This window comes from Stutzerimonas sp. C6.4V (assembly GCF_058536345.1).
Genome location: NZ_JBZUBM010000002.1, coordinates 943,261 through 967,994, shown reverse-complemented (window position 1 = coordinate 967,994; position 24,734 = coordinate 943,261). Strand labels below are relative to the sequence as shown.

General features: G+C 64.3%; 21 protein-coding genes and 2 pseudogenes. 14 read left to right on the top strand and 9 right to left on the bottom strand.

Going from position 1 to position 24,734, the window contains the following annotated elements; translation table 11 throughout:
- Window positions 1-13: 13 nt before the first annotated feature.
- From AC4LFW_RS20285 to ilvD, 9 genes and pseudogenes are all read left to right on the top strand, one after another.
- Entirely contained in the window at window positions 14-1,828 is a 1,815-nt protein-coding gene (locus AC4LFW_RS20285) for a methyl-accepting chemotaxis protein (RefSeq protein WP_491821524.1), read from the top strand.
- Window positions 1,829-1,831: 3 nt separating this feature from the next.
- Complete coding sequence (locus tag AC4LFW_RS20280; RefSeq protein WP_491821522.1) at window positions 1,832-2,383, top strand: chemotaxis protein CheW; 552 nt, start codon at window positions 1,832-1,834, stop codon at window positions 2,381-2,383.
- Window positions 2,380-2,844, top strand: a pseudogene (locus AC4LFW_RS20275) (MCP four helix bundle domain-containing protein); the annotation flags it as partial. The gene AC4LFW_RS20280 and the pseudogene AC4LFW_RS20275, both read left to right, overlap by 4 nt.
- A gap of 270 nt (window positions 2,845-3,114) precedes the next feature.
- Window positions 3,115-4,011 (top strand): annotated as a pseudogene (locus tag AC4LFW_RS20270) (methyl-accepting chemotaxis protein); the annotation flags it as partial.
- A 4-nt stretch (window positions 4,012-4,015) separates the two neighbouring features.
- Window positions 4,016-4,537 (top strand): chemotaxis protein CheW, encoded by a 522-nt coding sequence (locus AC4LFW_RS20265; RefSeq protein WP_491821520.1) that lies wholly within the window; start codon window positions 4,016-4,018, stop codon window positions 4,535-4,537.
- Window positions 4,538-4,546: 9 nt separating this feature from the next.
- Window positions 4,547-5,356 (top strand): CheR family methyltransferase, encoded by an 810-nt coding sequence (locus AC4LFW_RS20260; RefSeq protein ID WP_491821518.1) that lies wholly within the window; start codon window positions 4,547-4,549, stop codon window positions 5,354-5,356.
- On the top strand, window positions 5,349-5,879 hold the full coding sequence (locus tag AC4LFW_RS20255) for a chemotaxis protein CheD (protein ID WP_491821516.1): 531 nt from the start codon (window positions 5,349-5,351) through the stop codon (window positions 5,877-5,879). Before AC4LFW_RS20260 ends, AC4LFW_RS20255 begins: the two co-directional genes overlap by 8 nt.
- Window positions 5,866-6,933 carry a protein-glutamate methylesterase/protein-glutamine glutaminase gene (locus AC4LFW_RS20250; RefSeq protein WP_491821514.1) on the top strand — a complete coding sequence of 356 codons (1,068 nt, stop codon included), beginning with the start codon at window positions 5,866-5,868 and terminating at the stop codon, window positions 6,931-6,933. Before AC4LFW_RS20255 ends, AC4LFW_RS20250 begins: the two co-directional genes overlap by 14 nt.
- Window positions 6,934-7,232: 299 nt before the next feature.
- Window positions 7,233-9,071 carry a dihydroxy-acid dehydratase gene (ilvD, locus tag AC4LFW_RS20245; RefSeq protein WP_491821512.1) on the top strand — a complete coding sequence of 613 codons (1,839 nt, stop codon included), beginning with the start codon at window positions 7,233-7,235 and terminating at the stop codon, window positions 9,069-9,071.
- Between the two features lie 100 nt (window positions 9,072-9,171).
- Here the strand turns inward: ilvD and AC4LFW_RS20240 are convergent, their stop codons facing one another.
- Window positions 9,172-10,302 (bottom strand): NAD(P)/FAD-dependent oxidoreductase, encoded by a 1,131-nt coding sequence (locus tag AC4LFW_RS20240; RefSeq protein ID WP_491821510.1) that lies wholly within the window; start codon window positions 10,300-10,302, stop codon window positions 9,172-9,174.
- Between the two features lie 101 nt (window positions 10,303-10,403).
- Here AC4LFW_RS20240 and AC4LFW_RS20235 point away from each other — a divergent pair, with 101 nt between their 5' ends.
- Window positions 10,404-10,859 (top strand): metallophosphoesterase family protein, encoded by a 456-nt coding sequence (locus AC4LFW_RS20235; RefSeq protein WP_491821508.1) that lies wholly within the window; start codon window positions 10,404-10,406, stop codon window positions 10,857-10,859.
- Between the two features lie 4 nt (window positions 10,860-10,863).
- On the opposite strand, the gene AC4LFW_RS20230 is transcribed toward AC4LFW_RS20235, so the two are convergent.
- Complete coding sequence (locus AC4LFW_RS20230; RefSeq protein WP_491821506.1) at window positions 10,864-11,526, bottom strand: YitT family protein; 663 nt, start codon at window positions 11,524-11,526, stop codon at window positions 10,864-10,866.
- Window positions 11,527-11,616: 90 nt separating this feature from the next.
- Window positions 11,617-12,132 (bottom strand): type 3 dihydrofolate reductase, encoded by a 516-nt coding sequence (folA, locus tag AC4LFW_RS20225; RefSeq protein WP_491821504.1) that lies wholly within the window; start codon window positions 12,130-12,132, stop codon window positions 11,617-11,619.
- Window positions 12,133-12,285: 153 nt separating this feature from the next.
- Here folA and AC4LFW_RS20220 point away from each other — a divergent pair, with 153 nt between their 5' ends.
- The gene (locus AC4LFW_RS20220; RefSeq protein ID WP_491821502.1) at window positions 12,286-13,410 is read left to right on the top strand and encodes a glycerophosphodiester phosphodiesterase; all 1,125 of its coding nucleotides are present in this window, start codon (window positions 12,286-12,288) and stop codon (window positions 13,408-13,410) included.
- Between the two features lie 42 nt (window positions 13,411-13,452).
- Here the strand turns inward: AC4LFW_RS20220 and AC4LFW_RS20215 are convergent, their stop codons facing one another.
- Entirely contained in the window at window positions 13,453-13,698 is a 246-nt protein-coding gene (locus tag AC4LFW_RS20215) for a DUF4282 domain-containing protein (protein ID WP_491821500.1), read from the bottom strand.
- 211 nt (window positions 13,699-13,909) lie between these two features.
- On the opposite strand from AC4LFW_RS20215, the gene AC4LFW_RS20210 reads away from it, so the two are divergent.
- Complete coding sequence (locus tag AC4LFW_RS20210; RefSeq protein WP_491821498.1) at window positions 13,910-15,304, top strand: DUF2868 domain-containing protein; 1,395 nt, start codon at window positions 13,910-13,912, stop codon at window positions 15,302-15,304.
- 324 nt (window positions 15,305-15,628) lie between these two features.
- Window positions 15,629-17,002 (top strand): GTPase/DUF3482 domain-containing protein, encoded by a 1,374-nt coding sequence (locus AC4LFW_RS20205; RefSeq protein WP_491821496.1) that lies wholly within the window; start codon window positions 15,629-15,631, stop codon window positions 17,000-17,002.
- Here AC4LFW_RS20205 and AC4LFW_RS20200 read toward each other — a convergent pair.
- Window positions 16,999-17,916 (bottom strand): DMT family transporter, encoded by a 918-nt coding sequence (locus tag AC4LFW_RS20200; protein ID WP_491821494.1) that lies wholly within the window; start codon window positions 17,914-17,916, stop codon window positions 16,999-17,001. The genes AC4LFW_RS20205 and AC4LFW_RS20200 overlap by 4 nt on opposite strands.
- 88 nt (window positions 17,917-18,004) lie before the next feature.
- Between AC4LFW_RS20200 and AC4LFW_RS20195 the strand changes: the two genes are divergently transcribed.
- A complete protein-coding gene (locus AC4LFW_RS20195; protein ID WP_491821492.1) occupies window positions 18,005-18,919 on the top strand; it encodes a LysR family transcriptional regulator in 915 nt (304 codons plus the stop codon).
- A 28-nt stretch (window positions 18,920-18,947) separates the two neighbouring features.
- Here the strand turns inward: AC4LFW_RS20195 and phoU are convergent, their stop codons facing one another.
- The 4 genes from phoU to AC4LFW_RS20175 form a co-directional block, all read right to left on the bottom strand.
- Window positions 18,948-19,670: a phosphate signaling complex protein PhoU gene (phoU, locus tag AC4LFW_RS20190; protein WP_255961467.1), complete on the bottom strand. Its 723-nt coding sequence runs from the start codon at window positions 19,668-19,670 to the stop codon at window positions 18,948-18,950.
- 103 nt (window positions 19,671-19,773) lie between these two features.
- Complete coding sequence (gene pstB, locus AC4LFW_RS20185; protein ID WP_491821489.1) at window positions 19,774-20,604, bottom strand: phosphate ABC transporter ATP-binding protein PstB; 831 nt, start codon at window positions 20,602-20,604, stop codon at window positions 19,774-19,776.
- 99 nt (window positions 20,605-20,703) lie between these two features.
- Window positions 20,704-22,374, bottom strand: coding sequence for a phosphate ABC transporter permease PstA (gene pstA / locus AC4LFW_RS20180; protein ID WP_491821487.1), 1,671 nt, complete (start codon window positions 22,372-22,374; stop codon window positions 20,704-20,706).
- 54 nt (window positions 22,375-22,428) lie between these two features.
- On the bottom strand, window positions 22,429-24,705 hold the full coding sequence (locus AC4LFW_RS20175) for an ABC transporter permease subunit (RefSeq protein WP_491821485.1): 2,277 nt from the start codon (window positions 24,703-24,705) through the stop codon (window positions 22,429-22,431).
- Window positions 24,706-24,734 lie beyond the last annotated feature (29 nt).

The window sequence follows — 24,734 nt, the reverse complement described above, 5'->3', positions numbered from 1 at the left end:
GAGAGCCACGACCATGACCTTTACCCGCCCCTTGTTCGTGCTGGTCGCCGCCGCGCTGGCCAGCCTGACGGCCCTGACCCTGACCCTCCTGCAGAACGTTGGCAACGGCGTATTGCCCCTGGTGGCGCTGGCTGGCGTCCTGGTACTGGCCATCCAGGGCCTGGCCCTGGCTCGCAGCCTGCGTACCCTGGGCGCCGAGCTGCAGCACATGACCGACGAGCACGCCCTGGGCGACATCGATGTGGTGCTTGACCTCCACCGCTTCGGCGGCAGCTTCAAGGCGCTGGCCCACGGCATCAACGAGCTGGTGGCTGCCCACATCATCGTCAAGAAAAAGGCCATGGCCTGCGTCAAGGCTTTTGGCGAGGGGGATCTGACAGCCCCGCTGGAGCGCTTCCCCGGCAAGAAGGCCTTCATCAACGACAACATCGAGCAGCTGCGTGACAACCTGACCGGACTGATGGACGAGATGCGCCACATGTCCGACGAGCATGACCGCGGCGATATCGATGTGGTGATCGATGCCGAGCGCTTCGCCGGTTCCTACCGCGAGATCGCCCACGGCATCAACGCCATGGTTGCCGGGCATATCAGCGTTAAGAAGAAGGCCATGGCCGCGGTTCGCGCCTTTGGTGAGGGTGACCTGTCCGCACCGCTGGAACAGTTCCCGGGCAAGAAGGCCTTTATCAATGACAACATCGAGCAACTGCGCAGCAACATCCTGGCGCTGATCGAAGACACCCGCATGCTCAGCGAGGCGGCCATGCTCGGCCAGCTCGAGGTGCGTGCCGACGCCTCGCGCCATCGCGGCGACTTCCAGCGCATCGTCAACGGCATCAACGGCACTCTCGAGGCGATCATCGTCCCGCTCAACGAGGCCATGGCAGTCATCGCCCGCCTGGCCGAGGGCGATCTGTCGCGGACCATGGAAGGGGAATGCCAGGGTCACCTGCTTGCCTTGAAAAACTCGATCAATACCACGGTCGAGAAACTGGCTGAAGTGATCGGCCGGGTACACCACTCCACCGACATTCTCAGCAGCGCCGCCGAGGAAATTTCCGCCACCGCCCAGAGCCTCAGCCAGGCAGCTTCCGGCCAGGCAACCTCGGTCGAGGAAACCTCGGCGTCGATGGAGCAGATGTCCGCCTCGATCGAGCAGAACACCGAAAACGCCCGCATCACCGATGGCATGGCCGGCAAGGCCTCCTGCGAGGCTGCCGAGGGTGGCCAGGCGGTAAAGGACACCGTGGCGGCGATGAAAGTCATCGCCGAGAAGATCGGCATCGTCGACGACATCGCCTACCAGACCAACCTGCTGGCGCTCAACGCGGCCATCGAAGCGGCCCGCGCCGGCGAGCACGGCAAGGGCTTTGCGGTGGTCGCCGCCGAGGTGCGCAAGCTGGCCGAGCGCAGCCAGGTGGCGGCGCAAGAGATAGGCCAAGTGGCCAAGAGCAGCGTGTCGCTGGCCGAGCGCGCCGGCTATCTGCTCGACCAGATGGTGCCCTCGATCACCAAGACCTCCGACCTGGTTCAGGAAATTACCGCCGCCTCCCAGGAACAGACCTCGGGAGTGGGCCAGATCAGCGCCGCCATGAACCAGCTCAGCGAGATCACCCAGCAGAACGCCTCCGCCTCCGAAGAGCTGGCCGCCACTGCCGAGGAAATGAGCGGCCAGGCCGAGCAGCTGCAACGTTTGATGCAGTTCTTCAGCCTGGAGGGCCGCCAGCCCTTTGCAGCCTCGGCCGAAATGACCATCCCGAGCCTGCGCGAGCGACGCGGCAATCTGCGCGAGATGACCGATGGCGGCTTTGTCCGCTTCGGGAGCTGAGCCATGACCACCGACCTCGCCCTGTTGTTCAACCAAGGACAACAAAGCCAGTACCTGACCTTTCGTGTCGGCCAGGACGCATATGGCGTCGCCATCCGCTACGTGCGGGAGATCCTGGAGTTCGGACAGATCACTTTCGTGCCGATGATGCCCAGGCTGGTACGTGGCGTGATCAATCTGCGCGGCGCCGTAGTGCCGATCATCGACCTGGCCGAGCGCTTCGGCCATGGTCGCACCACACTCGGCGCGCGCACCTGCATCGTCATCGTGGAGATCGTCTACGAGGGGGAGACCCACCTGATGGGCGCCCTAGTCGATGCGTTCAACGCCGTGGTTGAAATCGAAGCGGGCGCCATCCGCCAGGCACCCGCGTTCGGCAGCCGTATCCGCGGTGAATTCATCGAGGACATGGCGCGTATCGACGAGCACTTCCTCACCCTGCTGCGCATGGAGCAAGTGCTGTCGGTCGCCCAGATCGCAGACATGGCAAGCCAACCCAATGCCCCTACCTTCTTTCCATGTGATGCGCGCGAGCGCGCAGGAGCAAGTCAATGACCATCAGCAAAAAAATGATCCTTCTGGTTCTCTCGGCCCTTCTCGGCATCGTTCTACTGTCCGGCCTGGGCTACCAGCAAATGCACAAGGTGTTCACCGCAGCCAACTACGGCAACGTCAACTCGGTTCCCAGCCTTTCCGCCTTGAACAAGCTACGAAGCGCCGTCAACGTGCAGCTCCAACTGATCTACAGCCATATCCTGACCGTAGACGATGTGTCGATGGCCGAGATAGAGAAGCAAATCCATATCAACCGAGGCGATATCCAGCAAGCCATTGATGAATACACCCAGGTGTTGTCCGACGACAAGGACGCCCAGCTCCTCGAGGCAGACCGCCAAGGTATAGCCGCCCTCCTGCAGGGCGCCGACGTCGCACTGAGCATTTCGCGCAGGAACGAGAACGAGGCCGCCCGCGACGCCATGATCGCGCTGCAGAAAGACCTCATGGATCCGCTGCGCAACGCCCTCAACGCCCATCTCGAATACAACATCGATGCTGCCAACAAGGGCAGCGCGACTGCAGAGGACACGCTCGAGCGAGCTACGCTGATCTCCATCGTTGTATCGCTGATCACTTTGCTGGTCATCGGCCTGCTTGGCACCCTGATCACCCGCAACCTGCTGCGCCAGCTGGGCGGCGAGCCGGCCTATGCTGCCGATGTGGTGAGTCGCATCGCCGGGGGCGATCTGAGCATCGACGTAACGACCAGACCCGGTGACGACAGCAGCATGCTGGCCGCCATCAGGCAGATGAGCGAAAAGCTCGCGCAAATCATCGGCGAGGTGCGCAGCAACGCCAACTCGCTGACCAGCGCCGCCGAGGAGATTTCCGCGACGGCCCAGAGCATGAGCCAGGGCGCCTCCGAGCAGGCCGCCTCGGTCGAAGAAACCTCGGCGTCGATGGAGCAGATGTCCGCGTCCATCGAGCAGAACACCGAGAACGCCCGCGTCACCGACGGCATGGCCGGCAAGGCAGCAGGAGAAGCCACCGAAGGCGGCCAGGCGGTAAAGGATACCGTGGCAGCGATGAAGGCCATTGCCGACAAGATCGGCATCGTTGATGACATCGCCTACCAGACCAACCTCCTGGCGCTCAACGCCGCCATCGAGGCGGCTCGCGCCGGCGAGCACGGCAAGGGCTTTGCGGTGGTCGCCGCCGAGGTGCGCAAGCTGGCCGAACGCAGCCAGGTGGCGGCCCAGGAAATCGGCGAGGTGGCGCGCGGCAGCGTGGCACTCGCCGAACGCGCCGGCAATCTGCTCGACCAGATGGTGCCTTCCATCACCAAGACCTCGGACCTGGTACAGGAAATCGCCGCGGCCTCCCAGGAGCAGACTGCAGGGGTCGGCCAGATCAATACCGCCATGGCCCAGCTCAGCCAGATCACCCAGCAGTCGGCATCCTCCGCCGAAGAGCTGGCCGCCACCGCCGAGGAGATGAGTGGCCAGGCCGAGCAGTTGCAGCAATTGATGGGGTTCTTCCGGGTCGGAGCCGAGCCGCAACAGCCCCAGCCAGCACCGAAAGGCCAACGCCTGGAAACCCTGAAAACCGCCATAGGCGCCGCCTTTTCCGAGGGCAACGCCAGCCAGGCGGCCCTGCCCGCCGGTTTCGTACGCTTCAAGGGGTGATGCCATGCCAGACAGCCAGCAGACCGCGAGCCGGGCACACGCCGCGCCCGCCCAGTACCTGACCTTTACCCTCGGCACCGAACTGTTCGCCGTCGAGACCCTGAGCGTTCGCGAGATCATCGAGTACGGCACGCTGACGCCGATTCCAATGATGCCGCCCTCGATCCTCGGGGTGATCAACCTGCGCGGCGCGGTCGTGCCGGTGGTCGATCTGCGGCTGCGTTTCGGTGACGGGGCCACGCCCCTTGGCCGGCGCACCTGCATCGTCATCCTCGAGGTGGCGCAGGCGGATGCCACCCAGGTGATCGGCGTGGTGGTCGATGCGGTCAATGCTGTGCTGGAGATCGGTGCCGCCGACATCGAGCCGGCGCCGCGTTTCGGCGGTCGCCTGCGGGCCGAGTTCATGCGTGGCATGGGCAAGGTCGACGGCCGCCTGGTGATCCTGCTGGACATCGGCAGGGTCCTTTCAGTCGACGACCTGGCCCTGCTGGCCGACCTCGAGGAGGCCGGGCAGGCTCAGGCCTGACGGATGCCCATGGACACCATCACCCTCAGCGACGTCGAGTTTCGTCAGTTCCGCGGCCTGATTCACCAGATCGCCGGGATCAGCCTGTCCGACGCCAAGAAGCCCCTGGTCGTCGGCCGCCTCGGCAAGCGCCTGCGCCAGCACGGGCTGGCCAGCTATGCCGATTACTTCCATCTGGTGCAGCGCGACCGCGGCGAACTGCAGGTGGCGGTGGACCTGCTGACCACCAACGAGACCTACTTCTTCCGTGAGCCGAAGCACTTCGACTTCCTGCGCCAGCTGCTGGAGGGCGAGCTGCGCACCGGCCGCGGCCCCCTGCGCATCTGGAGCGGCGCCTGCTCCAGCGGCGAGGAGCCCTATACCATCGCCATGCTGCTGGCCGAACACCTCGGCCAGCGCCCCTGGGAAATCCTCGCCTCGGACCTGAGCACGCGGATTCTCGAACAGGCACGCTCCGGCACTTATCCTCTGGAAGAGGCCGAGGGCATTCCCCTCGAACTCCTGCATCGTTATTGCCTCAAGGGCACCGGCCGCCATGAAGGGCTGTTCGCCATCGACCCGGCAATAGGCAAGCGGGTGCAGTTTTCCCAGATCAATCTCAACACGACCCTGCCCGATGTCGGCCAGTTCGATGTGATCTTCCTGCGCAACGTGATGATCTACTTCAATCCCGAAACCAAGCGCCAGGTGGTGCAGCGCCTGCTTGCCCACCTGCGTCCCGGCGGCTATTTCATCATCAGCCATTCGGAAAGCCTGAACGGCATCAGCGACGCCCTGAAGGTGATTCGCCCCTCGATCTACCGTAAGCCCGATGCCTGATCGCGGACGCTTGGCAGACATCTACCTGCAGCCCGGCGAGCTGTATTTCGGCGACCGCCGGGTACGCCTGCGCACCCTGCTCGGTTCCTGCGTGTCGCTGGTGTTCTGGCATGCCGGGCGGCGCATCGGCGGCATGAACCATTTCATGCTGCCCAGCCGCACGCGCCCGGCCGGCGCCGCACTGGACGGTCGCTACGGTGATGAGGCCGTCGCGCTGCTGCTGCAGGCGATCCAGGCCTCGGGCACCCGCGCCCAGGACTACCGGGTGCACCTGGTGGGGGGCGGCGACATGTTCCCCCGGCTGGGCCGGCAACCTGACGGCAGCGTTGGCGAGCGCAACGTCGAGGCCGCCCGACGACTGCTCGCCGAACATGGCCTGCAATACCATGGCGAGCACGTCGGTGGCAGCGGCCACCGCAATCTGATCTTTGATATCTGCAGCGGCCAGGTGGCCGTACGGCAGCTTTTACCCGCGCAATCGCCAGGGACGGCCTCTGGAGCCCGCACCAATGAAAAGCATTAAAGTCATGGTCATCGACGATTCGGCGGTGGTCCGCCAGGTGCTCGCCGGTACCCTGGCCGCCGATCCGGCGATAGAGGTAATCGCCACCGCACCGGACCCGCTGTTCGCACGGGAAAAGATGAGCCGGCAATGGCCCGATGTGATCGTGCTCGACGTGGAAATGCCGCGCATGGACGGCATCACCTTTCTCAAGCAACTGATGGCCGAGCGGCCGACTCCGGTGGTGATCTGCTCGACACTGACTGAAAAGGGTGCCGCGACCACCATGCAGGCGCTGGCGGCCGGCGCGGTAAGCATCATCACCAAGCCGCAGCTGAACCTGCGCCAGTTCCTGCTCGATGCCAGCGACGATCTGATCCATGCGGTCAAGGCCGCCGCGCGCGCCAACCTGCGGCGCATCGTAACCCCGCCACCGCCGGCACCGCGGCAGAACGCCGACGCCATCCTGCCCACCAGCCAGGCGATGGCCCGCACCACCGAAAGCCTGGTGGCCATCGGCACCTCAACCGGCGGCACCCAGGCGCTGGAATATGTGCTCACCGCACTGCCACGGGTCTGCCCGGGCCTGGTGATCGTCCAGCACATGCCGGAGCGCTTCACCGCCGCCTTCGCTGAGCGGCTGAACAAACTCTGTCAGATCGAAGTGCGCGAAGCCTGCAACGGCGACCGGGTCATGCCCGGACTGGCGCTGATCGCACCGGGTGGCCGCCATATGCTGATCAAGCGCAGCGGCGCGCAGTATCGGGTGGAGATCGTCGACGGGCCGCCGGTCAGTCGTCACCGCCCTTCGGTCGACGTCCTGTTCCGTTCGGTCGCGGGTTCGGCCGGGGCCAATGCCGTCGGCATCATCATGACCGGCATGGGTGACGATGGCGCTCGTGGCCTGAAGGAAATGCGCGAAGCGGGGGCGCACACCTTCGGCCAGAACGAGGCCAGTTGCGTGGTCTATGGCATGCCCAAGGAAGCCTTCAAGCTTGGCGCGGTGGAACGGGAAATCCCCTTGCAGCAGATTCCTGCGGCCATCCTGCAGCCAGTTGCTGCACTGCGCGGTTGAGCGGACCGGAACCAGAGGCGCATGGTGGCCAGGCTGAAGCGAGCAGAAGTAGACGGCTAACCTGTAGAACAGCGGAGCGCAGACGCCGACCACCAGCCTTTCAAGGCGTCGCGACCGCGCGTAGAATCGGGCCCATTCCTCGCCATCACCCACCGGCGGGCCAATGAGCCCAGGCCGCCCGAGCGATACCCCGCCTCGATCCGGCCCCTCCGCACGCACGGTCACCTGCCGTTGCACGCGGCACAGGTGACGCTCACCATAAGCACTATTCGAACCGCTGATTAGCCGCAGGAACCGTCATGCCCGATTACCGCTCGAAAACCTCCACGCACGGCCGCAACATGGCCGGTGCCCGCGCGCTGTGGCGTGCCACCGGCATGAAGGACGAAGACTTCAAGAAGCCGATCATCGCCATCGCCAACTCCTTTACCCAGTTCGTGCCCGGCCACGTGCACCTTAAGGACCTGGGCCAGCTGGTCGCCCGTGAGATCGAAAAGCACGGCGGCGTGGCCAAGGAATTCAACACCATCGCAGTCGACGACGGCATCGCCATGGGCCACGACGGCATGCTCTATTCGCTGCCAAGCCGCGAGATCATCGCCGATTCGGTCGAGTACATGGTCAATGCCCACTGTGCCGATGCCATCGTCTGCATCTCCAACTGCGACAAGATCACCCCCGGCATGCTCATGGCCGCGCTGCGCCTGAACATCCCGGTGGTGTTCGTCTCCGGCGGGCCGATGGAAGCGGGCAAGACCAAGCTGGCCAGCCACGGCCTGGACCTGGTCGATGCCATGGTCATCGCCGCCGATGAAAGCGCCTCCGACGAGAAGGTCGCCGAATACGAGCGCAGCGCCTGCCCGACCTGTGGCAGCTGCTCCGGCATGTTCACCGCCAACTCCATGAACTGCCTGGCCGAGGCCCTCGGGCTCGCCCTGCCCGGCAATGGCTCGACCCTGGCCACCCACAGCGATCGCGAGCAGCTGTTCCTGCGCGCCGGCCGCACCGTCGTCGAGCTGTGCCAGCGTTATTACGGCGAGGGCGACGAATCGGTACTGCCGCGCAATATCGCCAGCCGCCGCGCGTTCGAGAACGCCATGACCCTGGATATCGCCATGGGTGGCTCGACCAATACCATCCTGCACCTCCTGGCCGCAGCTCAGGAAGCCGAGGTCGATTTCGACCTGCGCGCCATCGACGCCCTGTCGCGCAAGGTACCGCAGCTGTGCAAGGTCGCGCCGAACATCCAGAAGTACCACATGGAGGACGTGCACCGTGCCGGCGGCATCTTCTCCATCCTCGGTGAACTGGCCCGCGGCGGCCTGCTGCACACTGACGTGCCCACCGTGCACAGCCGCAGCATGGAAGAAGCCATCGCCAAGTGGGACATCACCCAGACCGGGGACGAGGCGGTGCACACCTTCTTCAAGGCAGGCCCCGCCGGTATCCCGACGCAGACGGCGTTCAGCCAGTCGACCCGCTGGGACAGCCTGGACCTGGACCGCGAGAACGGCTGCATCCGCAGCGTCGAGCACGCCTACTCGCAGGAAGGCGGCCTCGCCGTGCTCTACGGCAACATCGCCCTCGATGGCTGCGTGGTGAAAACCGCGGGCGTGGACGAATCCATCCATGTCTTCGAAGGCACGGCGAAGATCTTCGAGAGCCAGGACAGCGCCGTGAAGGGCATCCTCAATGACGAGGTGAAGGCCGGCGACATCGTCATCATCCGTTACGAAGGCCCGAAGGGCGGCCCGGGCATGCAGGAAATGCTCTACCCGACCTCTTACCTGAAGTCCAAGGGCCTGGGCAAGGATTGCGCCCTGCTCACCGATGGCCGCTTCTCCGGCGGCACCTCGGGCCTGTCCATCGGCCATGCCTCGCCGGAAGCGGCTGCGGGCGGCGCCATTGGCCTGGTGCAGGACGGCGACAAGGTGCTGATCGACATCCCCAACCGCAGCATCCAGCTGCAGGTCAGCGATGAAGAGCTGTCCCACCGTCGCATCGAGCAGGACAAGAAGGGCTGGAAGCCGGCCGCCCCGCGTGCGCGCAAGGTGACCACCGCCCTCAAGGCCTACGCCCTGCTCGCCACCAGCGCCGACAAGGGCGCGGTACGCAACAAGGCGATGCTGGACGACTGATCGTCAGGATTCATCGCTGCACTAAGCCCGACCTTTGCGTCGGGCTTTTTCATTACAGCGTCGACGGGTTGTGCCGACCGGCTCCGAGTGCTTCCAGCGGTCAGCCTGCCGAGGGGAGCGGCTGGTCCCACTCCGCCGCCAGAGCCCGCACATGCGCACCAATTGCCAGCGCCGCCGTCAGCCCTGGCGATTCGATGCCGAACAGGTTCACCAGCCCCCTGATACCGTGTTGCTGCGGCCCATCGATACGAAAGTCCGCAGCCGGCTCACCGGGCCCGCTGATTTTCGGCCGGATGCCGGTGTAGGCCGGCTGCAAGGCTCCATCCGGCAGGCCTGGCCAGTAGCGCCGGATCGCCGCGTAGAAGCCATCGGCGCGCCGCTCGTCCAAGCTGTAATCCAGATCTTCGACCCACTCCACATCCGGGCCGAAACGCGCCTGTCCGCCGAGATCCAGCGTCAGATGCACGCCCAGCCCGCCCGGCTCAGGCAATGGATAGACCAGATGGCGGAAAGGCGTCGCGGTTGCCAGGCTGAAATAGCTGCCTTTGGCGAAATAGCGCGGCGGCACCGATTCGGCGGCCAGCCCGGCCGTGTGCGCGGCGATGGCTGGCGCGGCATGTCCGGCACAGTTGATGACGCTGACGGCAAGCAGCGTCATCGGCGCGTCGCCACCGACGTCGACGCGCAACCCCGCACCGGTCACCGCCATAGCCGTGACCGGTGCATGCAGCGCCAGCAGCGCACCCGCTGCTTCGGCATCGCCCTGCAGCGCCAGCATCAATGCGTGACTATCGACGATCCCGGTGCTGGGCGACAGCAGGCCAGCCACGGCGCTGAGCTGCGGCTCCAGCGTTTTCACCTCGTCGCCATCAAGCCGGCGCAAGTCGTCGACGCCATTGGCCAGGGCATGAGCCTGTAGCGCGTCGAGCCCCGCCAATTGGGATTCATCGGTGGCGACGATCAGCTTGCCGCAGCGCCGGTACGGCACGCCGTGGCTTTCGCAGAACGCGTAGAGCGCATCTCGCCCGGCTACGCACAGCTGTGCTTTCAGCGATCCTTGCGGATAGTAGATGCCGGCATGAATGACCTCGCTGTTGCGCGAGCTGGTGCCCGTGCCAATGGCCGCTTCGGCTTCCAGTATCAGGACGTCCCGTCCGGCCTGAGCCAGTGCACGCGCGACCGCCAACCCCACCACACCGGCACCGATGACCACGCAGTCGACCTGTTCCATTCCCGTTCTCCTCGTAAGGCGAACGCCAGACTGCCCCAAGATCGAACCACCGCCAAGTCCCGCTTGCCCAACCCTCAGACAGGTATAAAACGGGAGCCACCATGCGCATCGGCGTCATTTCAGACACTCACGGCCTGCTGCGCCCTGAAGCGCTCAAGGCGCTGGAAGGCTGCGAGCGCATCATCCACGCCGGTGATATCGGCAAACCCGAGGTGCTGGACAGGCTGCGCGAGCTGGCGCCGCTCGATGTGATCCGGGGCAATGTCGACAGCGGTGACTGGGCGGCGGCGGTTCCGGAGCACCTCGATCTGCAAGTCGGCGGGCTGCGCATCCATGTCACCCATGACGTCAAGACGATGGTGATCGACCCGGTCGCCGAGCAGGTCGACGTGGTGATCGCCGGGCATTCGCACCAGCCCAAGATCGAAGAGGTCAACGGCGTGCTCTACCTCAATCCAGGCAGCGCCGGCCGCCGCCGCTTCACGTTGCCCATCAGCCTGGCCTTGCTGGATATCGAGGACGGCCAGCCGCGCGCGCAGCTGGTGACGCTGGGTTGATCGCTTAGCTCACGCCCATGTAACGATCACTGCGGTGATTGATCGCCAGCACCAGGTTCAGCGCCACGGCGCCCAGCACCGAGAGCGCAACCTTATCCAGCGGCACGATGAACACCGCTGCCAGCACGATCAGCGCATCGATGCCCATCTGGAAGGTCCCGGCGCGCAGGCCGAAGCGCTCCTGCAGGAACAGCGCGAGGATGTTCACCCCACCGAGGCTGGCGCGGTGACGAAACAGCATCAGCAGCCCGACGCCCATGGCGAACCCACCGAACAGCGCCGCGTAATAGATGTTCAGCTCGGCAAAGCGAATCCAGCTTGGCGTCAGCTCGGCCATCAGCGAAACCAGAGCCACCGCGATCACGGTGCGCAGCGTGAAACTCCAGCCCATGCGCCAGATGGCCAGCAGGTAGAACGGGATATTGAGGGCGAAGAACACCAGCCCGAAGGGCCAGCCGGCAAGGTACTTGAGCAGAAATGCCAGGCCTACCGTGCCGCCGGTCAAGAGCCCGGCATGGCTATAGAACGCGATACCCAACGCCACCATCGCAGTACCAAGGAGCAACGCAAGGGCATCCTCCCAGAGCGGATGGCGGATGAATATCGGGGCAATGGTCTCCGCCTGCTCAGCGTCGCATTGCACTGGGCTCGGCTTGTCGTTCTGCATGGAAGTGTCTCGTGTGGAGCGGACGGAAAGCATAAGCACTGACGCCAGGTCAGGACTTGGCGTCAGTCAAGGAAGCGCAGGGTAGCGGACTTAGCGGCGCTGCCAGGTCTCGAAGCGGTAAGCCGGCGCCTCACCCTCGGCTGGATGTGCCTTGCTATCGACACGCTGCCATTCGGCTTCGTCATAGGCGGGGAAGAAGGCGTCACCTTCGGGAGCCGCATCGATTCGGGTGAGGTAGAGGCGCTGAGCCTGCCCCAATGCCTGGGCGTAGAGTTGCGCACCGCCGATCAACATCAGCTCGTCGACGCCCTGCTCGCGCGCCCATTGCTCGGCGCGCACCAGTGCGGCGTCCAGTGAGGTAAAGGTTTCGGCACCTTCTAGCTGCAGACCCTGCTGACGGCTGACCACCAGGTTCAACCGGCCCGGCAACGGGCGGCCAAGCGAATCCCAGGTCTTGCGCCCCATGATGATCGGCTTGCCAAGGGTCATGGCCTTGAAGTGCTTGAGGTCGGCCGGCAGATGCCAGGGCATCTTGTTGTCCAGCCCGATGACGCGGTTGTCCGCCAGGGCCGCGATCATCGCAAGGGGAAGTGAGGTCTGATTCATGGCGGCGAGCATAACAGAGCGTCCCGCAGGCAGTCAGCGCCGTCAGATACACGTCAACATCACCGAACGGTCATCTCTGCTTTACCAAAGCGTCAAGCTGCCGTCATTGTGAGCGATCAGGCTTACCGCTCCCCTTCCATGGAGATGCCCAAGATGGCCCGCCACAGCCGCCCTGCCCTGCGCCACCTGTTGACAGCCTGCAGTCTGCTGCTGCCAATCGCCGCATTTGCCGCCACGCCCGACGCCTCGGTCGCCGCCAAGAACGGCCGCGACGAGCCCCATCCGCTGGTCATTGCCCACCGCGGCGCCAGTGGCTACGTGCCCGAGCACACCCTTGCCTCTTACGCGCTGGCCATCCTGCAGGGCGCCGACTATGTCGAACCGGATCTGGTGATGACCCGCGACGGCGAGCTGGTCGCCCGTCACGACAACGAGCTGGGGTTGACCACCGATGTGTCGCAGCACCCGGAATTCGCCGACCGCAAGCGCACGCAAATGGTCGACGGGGTAGAGCTCACCGGCTGGTTCAGCGAGGACTTTACGCTGGCCGAGCTGAAAACCCTGCGCGCCATCGAGCGCATCCCATCGATCCGTCCCGGTAACGCACGGCTCGACGGCAGCCTGGAAATCCCGACGCTGCAAGAGATCATCGACCTGGTGAAAACCATGCAGCTGAGCGAGCGCCGCCGCATCGGTCTTTACCCGGAAACCAAGCACCCGACCCACTTCCAACAGCTCGGCCTGGCGATGGAAAAGCCGCTGGTCAGTACCCTCCATCGCAACGGCTACGCCGGCCGCAGCGCGCCGGTCTACATCCAGTCGTTCGAAGTCGAGAACCTGAAAACCCTGAGCCGTATGACCCAGCTGCGCCTGGTGCAGTTGTTCAGCAGCGGTCAGCCCTACGATCAGCAGGTACGCGGCAGCAAACTGACCTACGCGCAGATGGCGACCGCAGAAGGCCTTAAAGCCATCTCGCGTTATGCCGCAGGCGTTGGCCCGGAAAAGAGCTACATCATCCCGCGGGACGCCAACGGCAACCTCGGCCAGCCCACCAGCTTCGTGCCGGACGCCCATGCGGCGGGCCTGAAGGTGCACCCATACACCTTCCGCGCCGAGAACGTGTTCCTTCCGACCAACCTGCGCAAAGGCGACTCCCCAGCCGAGCGCGGCGATATCGAAGCTGACATACAGGCCTTCCTCGACGCTGGCATCGACGGGCTGTTCATCGATCAGCCGGATATCGCGGTGAAGGTGCGCGAGAACAACAACCAAATCTAGACTGATGCCAGCAAAGGCGGCACGGATGCCGCCCCTGAGAGATCACTGACGGTTGGCAATCTTCTGCAGGTTTTCGTTGATCTTGAACAGCACGATCAGCAGCTCGCACCAGACCCGGGTTCCAATCAGGCCGAACAGCAGGATGCCGAGGCCAGACCAGAAGCCGCCGCCGTATCCGCTGAACATCGTGCCGATGGCGCCGATGACCACGCTGATCAATCCAAGCCAGTAGATGAAGATAATGATCTTCGGCGTCAGCATGGAGTCGAAGAAAAAGACGTCTTTCATTGCAAAGTCCTTTTGAGGATGCACAAGGTCGGCGGGGATACGCTGCTGGGCGAATCAACCTATCCTTGGCGATGTTGATGCGGCGAACCGCGAGACGATCAGATGATCGGGCGCGGATGCTAGCAGACTCGGCTCATTGCGCCGGTGATGCGATGCCCCTTCTGGCCGGCAACGGTTATCCTCAGGACCGAGCCCCTCTACGAGAAACCGTGTGCCCGCCCCTTCTCCCTCCTCACCGAATCCCCTCGAACGCCTCTGGCTGACTGAAGCCGTGCGCCTGCGTGAAGAACATGCCGGGCCGCTGGACGACGCCGAGGCCAACCGGCAAGCCCGTGCGCAAGGTGGGGCACTGCCAGACCTGATCGAGCACCGCGCCCTGTGGCTGGCTCGTCGTGACGGCCTGATCGATGCGCTGAGTCATTGGCGGCAGGGCGCACGGCTGGCCGGGTTCGCACTGACTCTGCTGGCGATTTTTACCGGGGCCGGACTGGCGGCAGCGGCGCTGGGAGACGGCGTACGGCCGGTCAATGTGTTCTGGGCACTGGGCAGCCTGCTCGGGCTGAATCTGCTGACGCTGCTGGGGTGGTTGCTGGGCTTTCTCTTCGCGGGCGACGCTGGCGGTGCATTGGGCCGGTTGTGGCTCTGGCTCAGCGAAAAGCTGGCCCGCGACGCCCGCGCCGTGCAGTTGGCACCAGCGTTATTGGCGGTGCTGGAGCAGCGACGCCTCGGGCGCTGGCTCTTGGGGCTCGGCGTGCACGGCTTATGGCTGGTGGCGATGGGCAGCGCCCTGGTGACGCTGCTCGCGCTGCTCGCCACGCGGCGCTACGGCTTCGTCTGGGAAACCACCATCCTTGGCGAAGGCACATTCGTAGGTCTGACGCAGGCGCTCGGCATGCTGCCGTCGCTGCTGGGTTTCAGCGTGCCGGACATCGAGCAGATCCGCGCCAGCGGTGATCTGGCCAACGGTGTAGAAAGCGCCCGTCAAAGCTGGGCGGGCTGGCTGGTTGGCGTGGTGCTGATCTACGGTCTGCTGCCACGCCTGCTGCTGGCATTGCTCTGCCTGTGGCGCTGGCGTCGTGGACGGGCACAGCTGCGGCTCGATCTGCAATTACCGGCCTACCGGCTGCTGCGTGAGCGCCTTCAGCCGCCTAGCGAGCACCTTGGCATCACTGACGCCGCGCCGACACAGTTGCATGCACCAAATGCCGGGGCGCAGCTGGACGGTAGCGAGGGTGCGGTGCTGGTCGGCATCGAGCTGGACCTGAGCCAACCGTGGCCGCCAAAGCTGCCAAAGGCCGTCGCTGATGCGGGCGTGCTGGATGACCGCGAGCAGCGCCGGCGATTGCTCGAACAGCTGACCCGCTTTCCACCGCAACGCCTGGCCATCGCCTGCGATCCGCGTCGCTCCCCGGATCGCGGCACCCTGGCTTTGATCGGCGAGCTGAGCCGTTGCGCGGCCCAGAGCCGTGTCTGGTTGCTGCAACCGCCCGCTGGCGAAGCGCTGGACAGCCATCGCCTGCAGGATTGGCATCTGGCGCTGGATGGCCTCGGTTTACCCTATTCGGGCAGCGCACCCCTGACCTGGCTGGAGAGCGGCGATGGTTAAGCACCCGGGCAACAGGCTCCAGACCGTGAGTTGCACGGGAATCATCCGTAGGGTGGATGGCGCTCTTTTCTTCCACCGAAATGGCGGCCTGCCCGAAGGTGGATGGGTAAAGCGCCATCCACCCTACTCGACCGGAGCGACCCCTGCAGAGCAAACCCGCACCCCCATCGCAGGGCGGGTGAAACTCGCTGACCGGCAGCTTTCGCTAGACAGTCCTTGCGAGGAGCACCCGCCCCACTGCCTTGCAAACCATCACGCGGGTTGCAACCGCAGGGTGGCGGAAAACCAGACGAGACTCATCAAAACGCCCGGAGGAGGACGCCCATGAGCGCACCTCTGAAACTGGCCCTGGTCGGCCACACCAACGTCGGCAAGACCTCGCTGCTGCGCACCCTGACCCGCGACGTCAGCTTTGGCGAGGTCTCGCATCGGCCGAGCACTACCCGCCACGTAGAAGGTGCGCGGCTGTCCGTCGACGGCGAACCGCTGCTGGAGCTCTATGACACGCCCGGTCTGGAGGACGCCATCGCCCTGCTCGATCATCTCGAGCGGATCGAACGCCCCGGCGAGCGCCTCGACGGGCCGGCTCGCACCGCCCGCTTTCTTGATGGCAGCGAGGCACGTCAGCGCTTCGAGCAGGAGGCCAAGGTGCTGCGTCAGCTGCTGGCGAGCGATGCCGGCCTCTACGTAATCGATGCGCGCGAGCCGGTATTGGCCAAGTACAAGGACGAATTGGCGGTGCTGGCCGGCTGCGGCAAGCCGCTGCTGCCGGTGCTCAACTTTGTCGCGCAAACCGGCCACCGCGAAGAACAGTGGCGCGAAGCATTGGCGCGCCTGGGCTTGCACGCGCTGGTGCGCTTCGACAGCGTGGCCCCGCCGATCGATGGCGAGCGCCGACTCTATGAAAGCCTGGCGCTGCTACTGGAACAGTCGCGACCCAAACTGCAGCGATTGATCGACGACCATGAAGCCCAGGCCATGGCGCGGCTGGTGGAAGGCAACCGGCTGATTGCCGAACTGCTGGTCGACGTCGCCGCCTGCCGCCGCAGCGTTGCGGCGCAGCCCGACCTTGAGCGCGGCGCCATCCGAGAGCTGCACGACGCCGTGCGGTCCCGCGAGCAACGCTGCGTCGAGTCCATGCTGCGGCTGTACGGCTTCCGGCCACAGGATGCAGCTGCAGCCGACTTGCCATTGCTCGATGGTCGCTGGGGTGATGACCTGTTCAATCCGGAAACGCTCAAGGAGCTGGGCGTGAAGATCGGCGGTGGGATGGCCGCCGGGGCGGCCGCAGGTGCCGGGGTCGACCTGATGGTCGGCGGCATCACCATGGGGGCGGCGGCACTGCTCGGGGCTATTGCCGGTGGTGGTGCGCAGACCGCCAGACACTATGGCAACCGGCTGCTGGGCAAGCTCAAGGGCCAGCGCGAACTGACCGTCGACGACGCCGTGCTGCGCCTGCTCGCGCTGCGCCAGCGGCAATTGCTGATCGCCCTTGCCGCCCGTGGCCACGCCGCGATGGAGGCGATCCGCCTGGATGCGCCGGACGACAAGGCCTGGCGCGAAGGCAAGCTGCCCGAAGCGCTGCATCGATGCCGCGCCCATCCCGAATGGTCCTCGCTCAACCCCGGCGCACGGCTGGAACAGTCCGAACGGCAGCAGCAATTGGCGGAGCTGGTCCAGAGCCTGCAGCGAAGCTAGGCGCCCGCCACAGCGGCTTCGCCAGGCATCGCCGGCTTGGGTCGCGTAGAGCGCAACGCGCAAAACGTGGCGGCAACAATCAGCAGCCCGCCGATCCAGCCCTGCAGGCCCAACCGCTCTTCGAGCCAAAGCCCGGCAACGATGGCGCCGAACAGGGGCTCGGACCCCATCAGCAGCGAGACGCGCGTCGCGCTTGTGCGGCCTAGCGCCAGGTTCTGGACGTAGAGCGCAAACAGCGTGGCGAACCCCACCAGATAAAGTGCCGCAGCCCAGAACGCCGGGCTTTGCGGCAACGCTGGCAAGCCACCCGGTAATGACAGGCCCAGCACCAGACAACCTGAGGCCACCACCCCGCTCTGTACGGCGGTCAGCGCCAGCGGCGGAATTTCAAGATCGGCGGTCAGGCGGCGCGTCAGGCAGACCAGCACGGCGCGCAGCACTGCAGCTGCAAGCATCAGCCCATCACCTACATTAAGCGATATCGCCACGCCTCCGGTCAGCAACCAGACGCCAGCCAGCGACAACCCGCAGGCGACAAACAAAAGACTGCTCGGGCGCTGGCGCAGCATCGCCCATTCCACGAAGGGCGTGAACACCACGCATAGACTGATGAGAAAAGCGGCGTTGCTGGCCGTAGTGAGCATGAGGCCCCAGGTCTCACACACAAAGATGCCCAACATCACCAGGCCCAGCGGTAGACCCGGACGAACCGCTCGCAGCCCGTCCCCGCGCAGCTGCGGCAGTAGCACAATGAAGGTCAGCCCGAAGCGAACCGCCAGAAATCCCAGCACCGGATAGAACCACAGCGCCTGCTTGGCCACTGCATAACTGCTGCCCCAAATGATCGCCACCATCAGCAGCATGGCATCGGCCAGCCAGAGATTGCGTCGTGCTACGCCTTGCCAAGCTTTCATGCTGAACGGCCTCTGATCTGCAAATGCCGATTGTCCTTTGATGCGCTGGAATTGATAATCCAGCGAAAAGACAAAGTACTTGTTCAGCATGAGAACGAATGAAAAGACTTCGCTGCTAACCGGTATGGCGGTTTTTGCTCGCGTGGTTGAGACAGGAAGCTTCTCCGCGGCGGCCCGTCAGCTGGGCATGACCGCCTCGGCGGTGAGTCGTCAGGTAGCGCGCCTGGAGCATGAGTTATCCCTACGACTGATGGAACGCACCACGCGGCAACTGCGGCTCAACGAAGCCGGCAGCGAGTTTTACGTCCACTGCCGCACGATGCTGGACGCCGCCGACCAGGCACTGGCCATCGGAGAACGCTTGATGAGCAGCCCGCGCGGACTGGTCCGCCTGAGCGTTCCCAAGGCCTACGGCAAATTCGTCATCAGCCCATTGATGCCAGGCTTTCTACGCCGCTACGCCGATGTAGATGTGCAACTGCATATCAGCGACCAGAGCCCGGACCTGATCGAGGACGGCTTTGACCTGCTGATCAAAGTGACCGATCAGCCACCCGAAGGCCTCGCCGGCAAACCACTCGGGCCGGTGCGTCAGTTGCTATGCGCCAGCCCGGCCTACTTGGAACAGCAAGGCACGCCGCAGCATCCGCAGGAATTGCTCCGACACAGTTGCGTTTATCTGGGTGAGCACGCGGGCGACAACCGCTGGCATTTCAGCGATGGCGAACGGCAGGAAGTGGTAACGGTGCGCGGCCGCTATGTCTGCAACCACAGCGAAGCGAGGCTGGAAGCTGCGCTGGCTGATATTGGAATCACCGTGTTGCCGCATTTCACAGCAGCGCAGGCATTGGCGGATGGGCACTTACGCGAGGTGCTGCAACAGTGGCGCTACACCGGCTCGTATCAAGGCGCGGCCTGGCTGCTGTGGCGGCAGAACCAGCACCTGCCGCCCAAACAGCGGGTTCTGATCGATTACCTCAGTGAGGCGCTGGGTTCGCGCTGACCAGTCCACTGAGCAGGACCTCGACAATTCAGTCGCGCTTGGCCACTTCCTCGGCCATGCGCTTGAGGCCCAGGTGACGGACGTCAGTACCGCGTACCAGGTAGATCACCATTTCGGCGATGTTGCGCGCGTGGTCGCCGATACGCTCCAGCGAACGCAATACCCAGATCACGCTGAGCACGCGGGAGATCGAGCGAGGGTCTTCCATCATGTAGGTGACCAGCTCGCGCAGGGCGGTCTTGTATTCGCGGTCGACGGTCTTGTCGTACTGCGCCACCGACAACGCCAGATCGGCATCGAAGCGGGCAAAGGCATCCAGGGACTCCTGCACCATGCGGCGAACCTGGTCGCCGATATGGCGCACTTCGACATAGCCGCGCGGCGACTCGCCGTCTTCGCACAGTTCGATGGCGCGGCGGGCAATCTTGGTCGCCTCGTCACCGATACGCTCCAGGTCGATGACCGACTTGGAGATGCTGATGATCAGGCGCAGGTCGGACGCCGCTGGCTGGCGCCGCGCAAGAATGCGGATGCACTCTTCGTCGATGTCGCGCTCCATGTGGTTGATCTGGTCATCCACGTCACGCACCTGCTGCGCCAGCCCAGAATCGGCTTCGATCAGCGCGGTGACCGCATCGTTGACCTGCTTCTCCACCAGGCCACCCATGGCCAGGAGGTGGCTGCGCACCTCTTCCAGCTCGGCGTTGAACTGCTGGGAAATGTGTTGGGTGTGGCTGTCTTTGCTGATCATCAAAAGCTCCTGAAAGCCGCTGAAGGCTGAAGGCTGAAGGCTGGACGAGGTGCTTGTACGTCAAGCGTCCAGCCTCCAGCGCTCTTCTCGTCTTTTTTGCTTATTAACCGTAGCGCCCCGTGATGTAGTCTTCGGTCTGCTTCTTGTCGGGGTTGGTGAACAGCGTATCGGTATCGCCGTACTCGATCAGCTTGCCCATGTACATGAAGGCGGTGTAATCGGACACCCGCGCGGCCTGCTGCATGTTGTGGGTGACGATGACGATGGTGTACTTGGCCTTGAGCTCGTAGATCAGCTCTTCGACTTTCAGCGAGGAGATCGGGTCGAGGGCCGAGCTGGGCTCGTCGAGCAGCAGTACTTCGGGCTGCACCGCGATGGTCCGGGCGATGACCAGACGCTGCTGCTGGCCGCCGGAAAGACCGAGGGCCGATTCGTGCAGGCGATCCTTGACTTCGTCCCACAGGGCGGCGCCCTTGAGTGCCCATTCGACGGTCTCGTCCAGTACGCGCTTCTGCTTGATGCCCTGGATGCGCAGCCCGTAGACGACGTTCTCGTAGATGCTCTTGGGAAACGGGTTGGGCTTCTGGAACACCATGCCGACACGACGGCGCAGGTCGGCGACGTCTTCGCCCTTGCGGTAAATGTTGTTGCCGTCGAGGTTGATGGCGCCTTCGATGCGGCAGCCGTCGACCAGGTCGTTCATGCGGTTGAAGCAGCGCAGCAGCGTCGACTTGCCGCAACCGGACGGCCCGATGAAGGCAGTCACCCGCTGACGCGGAATGTTCATGCTGACGTTGTACAACGCCTGCTTCTCGCCGTAATACAGGCTCAGGTCGGGCACTTCGATGGCCACGGCTTCGTTGGCCAGATCCAGCGCGCGCTTGTCACGACCCAGCGCCGAGATGTCGATGGAATGCGTCTTTGCTTGTGACATGGGTGTCTCCGTAGTCGCTGGAGGCCAGAGGCTTGAGGCTGGACGCGGTCGGTGCCGTATGTTCGTCCAGCGTCTGGCCTCCAGCGCTTTTATCGGCAGTTAATGGTCAAGCGCTTTGTATTTTTCGCGCAGGTGGTTACGAATCACGACGGCACTGAGGTTCAGAACCGCGATCACCAGCACCAGCAGCAACGCAGTGGCGTAGACCAGCGGCCGTGCGGCCTCGACATTGGGGCTCTGGAAGCCGACGTCATAGATATGAAAGCCCAGGTGCATGATCTTCTGATCGAGGTGCAGATAGGGGTAGTTGCCGTTGAGCGGCAGGCTAGGCGCGAGCTTGACCACACCCACCAGCATCAGCGGTGCGACTTCACCGGCGGCACGGGCCACCGCCAGAATCAGGCCGGTCATCATCGCCGGGCTGGCCATCGGCAGTACCACTTTCCATAGCGTCTCGGACTTGGTCGCACCCAGGGCCAGCGAGCCTTCACGAAGAATTCGCGGGATGCGCGCCAGGCCTTCTTCGGTGGCAACGATCACCACCGGCAGCGTCAGGATCGCCAGAGTGAGCGATGCCCACATCAGGCCCGGCGTACCGAATACCGGCGCCGGTGCCGCTTCCGGATAGAAGATCCGGTCGAGCGAGCCACCCAGGACGTAGACGAAGAAGCCCAGGCCGAACACGCCGTAGACGATCGAAGGCACGCCGGCAAGGTTGTTCACCGCGATGCGGATGATGCGGGTCAGCACGCCCTGCTTGGCATACTCGCGCAGGTAGACCGCCGCGATCACGCCGAACGGGGTAACGATGACGGCCATGATGATGGTCATCAGCACGGTGCCGAAGATCGCCGGGAAGATACCGCCTTCGGTGTTGGCCTCACGCGGCTCGTCGCTGACGAATTCCCAGACCTTGGCGAAGTAGAAGCCCATCTTGTCCAGCGTCGACATGGCGTTGGGGCGGTAGGCGCGGACGACCTTGCCGAGGGAGATCACCTTTTCCTGGCCGTCCATGGTGCGCATGGTAATGCTGTCGCGGTTGAAGCCCTGATAGAGCGCTACCAGCTCGCTTTCCAGGGCTTTGTATTCGCTGTCCCACTGGGCACGTTCGGCATCAAGCTCGGCCTGGGCGGCCGCATCGAGCTGATCGTCCAGTTCCAGCTTGCGGGTCTTCAGACGCAGCCGCTCGAGCCCATAGTTGATGCGGCCGATATCGACCTGCTCCAGCTTCGCAATCTGTTCGTGCAGTTCATTTATGCGGTCGATCCGCTGTTGCAGCTCGTTCCAGGCCGCGTCTCCCTCGGCAACCAGCTGACCCGCTTCCTTGACGTTCAGCAGTTCGCCATAGAAGTTGCCCCACTCGCGGCGCTCCAGGGCAACCAGATCGGCCGGCTTGCGCATGTTACTCAGCCACTCGCCGACCACCCAGGAGAAGTCCGCACCGTAGACTTCGCGGTTGCCGACCTTGAGGAGTTCACGTGTCATGAACTCGCCGCCCTCGACGTCCACTGGCAAGCCACTGGCCGCCAGACGCGCGCGCGGCACCTCTTCGGCCTGCACCACTTCACCGGCCATTACCCGGGGCTCGGCACCAGGGATCTGGTAATCGGCGACGATGACGTCGTCCGGCCAGAAATGCTCCAGGCCCCGCACGGCGATCACCGCCAGCAGGCCAAGGGTCATGATCACGGCGATGGACACGGCGCCAGCGTTCATCCAGACCCAGGGAGTGCCGCTCTTGATCCAGGTGTTCAGCGAATCCTTTTTCACGGATCGATACCTTTGCAGAAATCTTGTCGCAGTCGTCGCCGGCTGCGTTCTTTGTTACAGGCTGGCGTACTTGCGACGCAGACGCTGGCGGATCAGCTCGGCCAGTGTGTTCATCACAAAGGTGAACATCAGCAGCACCATCGCGGCGAGGAACAGCACGCGGTAATGGGTACTGCCCACCTCAGATTCGGGCATTTCCACCGCCACGTTGGCCGCCAGGGTGCGCATGCCTTCGAAGATGTTGGCTTCCATGATCGGCGTATTGCCGGTGGCCATCAGCACGATCATGGTTTCGCCCACGGCGCGGCCCATGCCGATCATCAGCGCGGAGAAGATGCCCGGGCTGGCGGTCAGCAGCACTACGCGGGTCAGCGTCTGCCAGGGCGTCGCACCGAGGGCCAGGGAGCCCAGGGTCAGGCTGCGCGGCACACTGAACACCGCATCCTCGGCAATCGAGTAGATCGTCGGGATCACCGCGAAGCCCATGGCCAGACCGATCACCAGGGCGTTGCGCTGGTCGAAGGGGATACCCATCTCGTTGGACAACCACAGGCGCATGTCGCCGCCGAAGAACCAGTTCTCGAGGTAACCACTCACGGCCAGCGATCCCCAGCCCACAACCAGGATCACCGGGATTAGCAGCACGGCTTCCCAGCCATCCGGCACGCTCAGGCGGATGTTCTCCGGCAGTCGGCTCCAGCACCAGGCTGCCAGCAGGATGCCCAGCGGCATCAGTAACAGCAGGCTGAAGATGCCGGGCAGGTGGTTTTCCAGATATGGCGCGAGGAACAGACCGGCGAAGAAGCCGAGGATGACCGTTGGCAGCGCCTCCATCAGCTCGATCACTGGCTTGACCTTGCGGCGCAGCGCCGGGGCCATGAAATAGGCGGTGTAGAAGGCTGCACAGATGGCCAGCGGCGCGGCCAGCAGCATCGCGTAGAAGGCCGCCTTGAGGGTACCGAACGCCAGCGGCGAAAGGCTCAGCTTGGGCTCGAAATCACCGGTGGCCGACGTCGACTGCCAGACGTAGTCCGGCTCCGGATAACTCTCGTACCAGACCTTGCCCCACAGCGCATCCCAGGAAATCTCCGGGTGCGGGTTGTCGATCACGAAGCGCTGCAGCCCGTTGCCGGACTCCACCAGCAAACGTGTCGCGCGAGGCGACATGGCGGCGATCGCCGCACCCTCGGCGACCTGCTCGGTGAGCAGCGTGCGATGGGCGGTGCTGTGAAAAATGCCCAGGGTCCCGTCGTTGTCCAGGGCGAGAAAGCCCTTGCGACGCTCTTCGGGAAGGATCTGGGTGATCGGCTGGTCGTCCAGTTGAAAGTTGCGCACATTCTTCAATTCGGACTGGCCGTCATTGCTGCGCACCATGAACCACTGACTGATGCCCCCGGTCGAATCGCCGACCATCAGCGAGATACCGCCCAACAGCGAAGCCACCGTGGTGATCTCGCCTTTGCCACTGAGCAGCTTGTAGCGACCGTTGAGTTGCTTGCGGCGAAGATCGAACACATCGACGCTGGCGCGTCCGCTCACGGCGAACAGCCACATGTGACGCGGATCGATGCGCAGCGCCTTGATCGGCTCGGAGAGCTGCGGCAGATCCATGCGCTCCTCTTCGAGGCTTTTCTCACCGGTCATCAGGTTTTCGGTAGCGGTAATCTTCAGGGCCTGGACAGCTCCGTCGGTTGCACCTGCGACCATCAGGGTGTCGCCGTTCAGGCTGACCGCTGCGTGGGCAATCGGCCGGCCCTGCGGGTCGAGCTGCAGCGGCTCCTGACCGAATGGGTAATCCAGTTGCGGAGTAATGGTCTTCTCGCCGCCTGGATAGCTGACCTTGTAGTTGTGCTCGACCACCAGCACCTGGCCGTTGTCCAGGCCCAGCACGATCCGCCGGTTGCCGGGCACGTCCTGCCCGATCGAGACGATGCGGCTGCCGGCCGGAATCGGCAGCTCGAGGGTGCGCAGGGATTCACCGGTCCGCAGCGTGAAGAAACGCACCATTCCATCGGCGCCCAGGCGCATCGCGACCTGGTTCTGTTCTTCCATCGCCAGCAACAGCGGCTCGCCCGCATCGGCCAGCCATGCCGGCTGCTGGACGTCCCGCGCGTCGAGCTCGGCGCCCTGGAACATGGGCGCAACGACCTGGGCAAGGTAGAAAAAGATCAGGCAGATCGCGCCCAGTACGGCGAGCCCGCCAATGGAGACGTACCAGCGCGCCAGGTTGTCTTTCAGCGCACGGATGCGGCGCTTGCGTTGCAGAGCCGGGGTATTGAAGTCCAGCCGTTGCACATCGGAATTCGCGCTCATGGTCTCGATATCGTTCATGCGAAGGTTCCTGGCCACTCAGGCCGCTA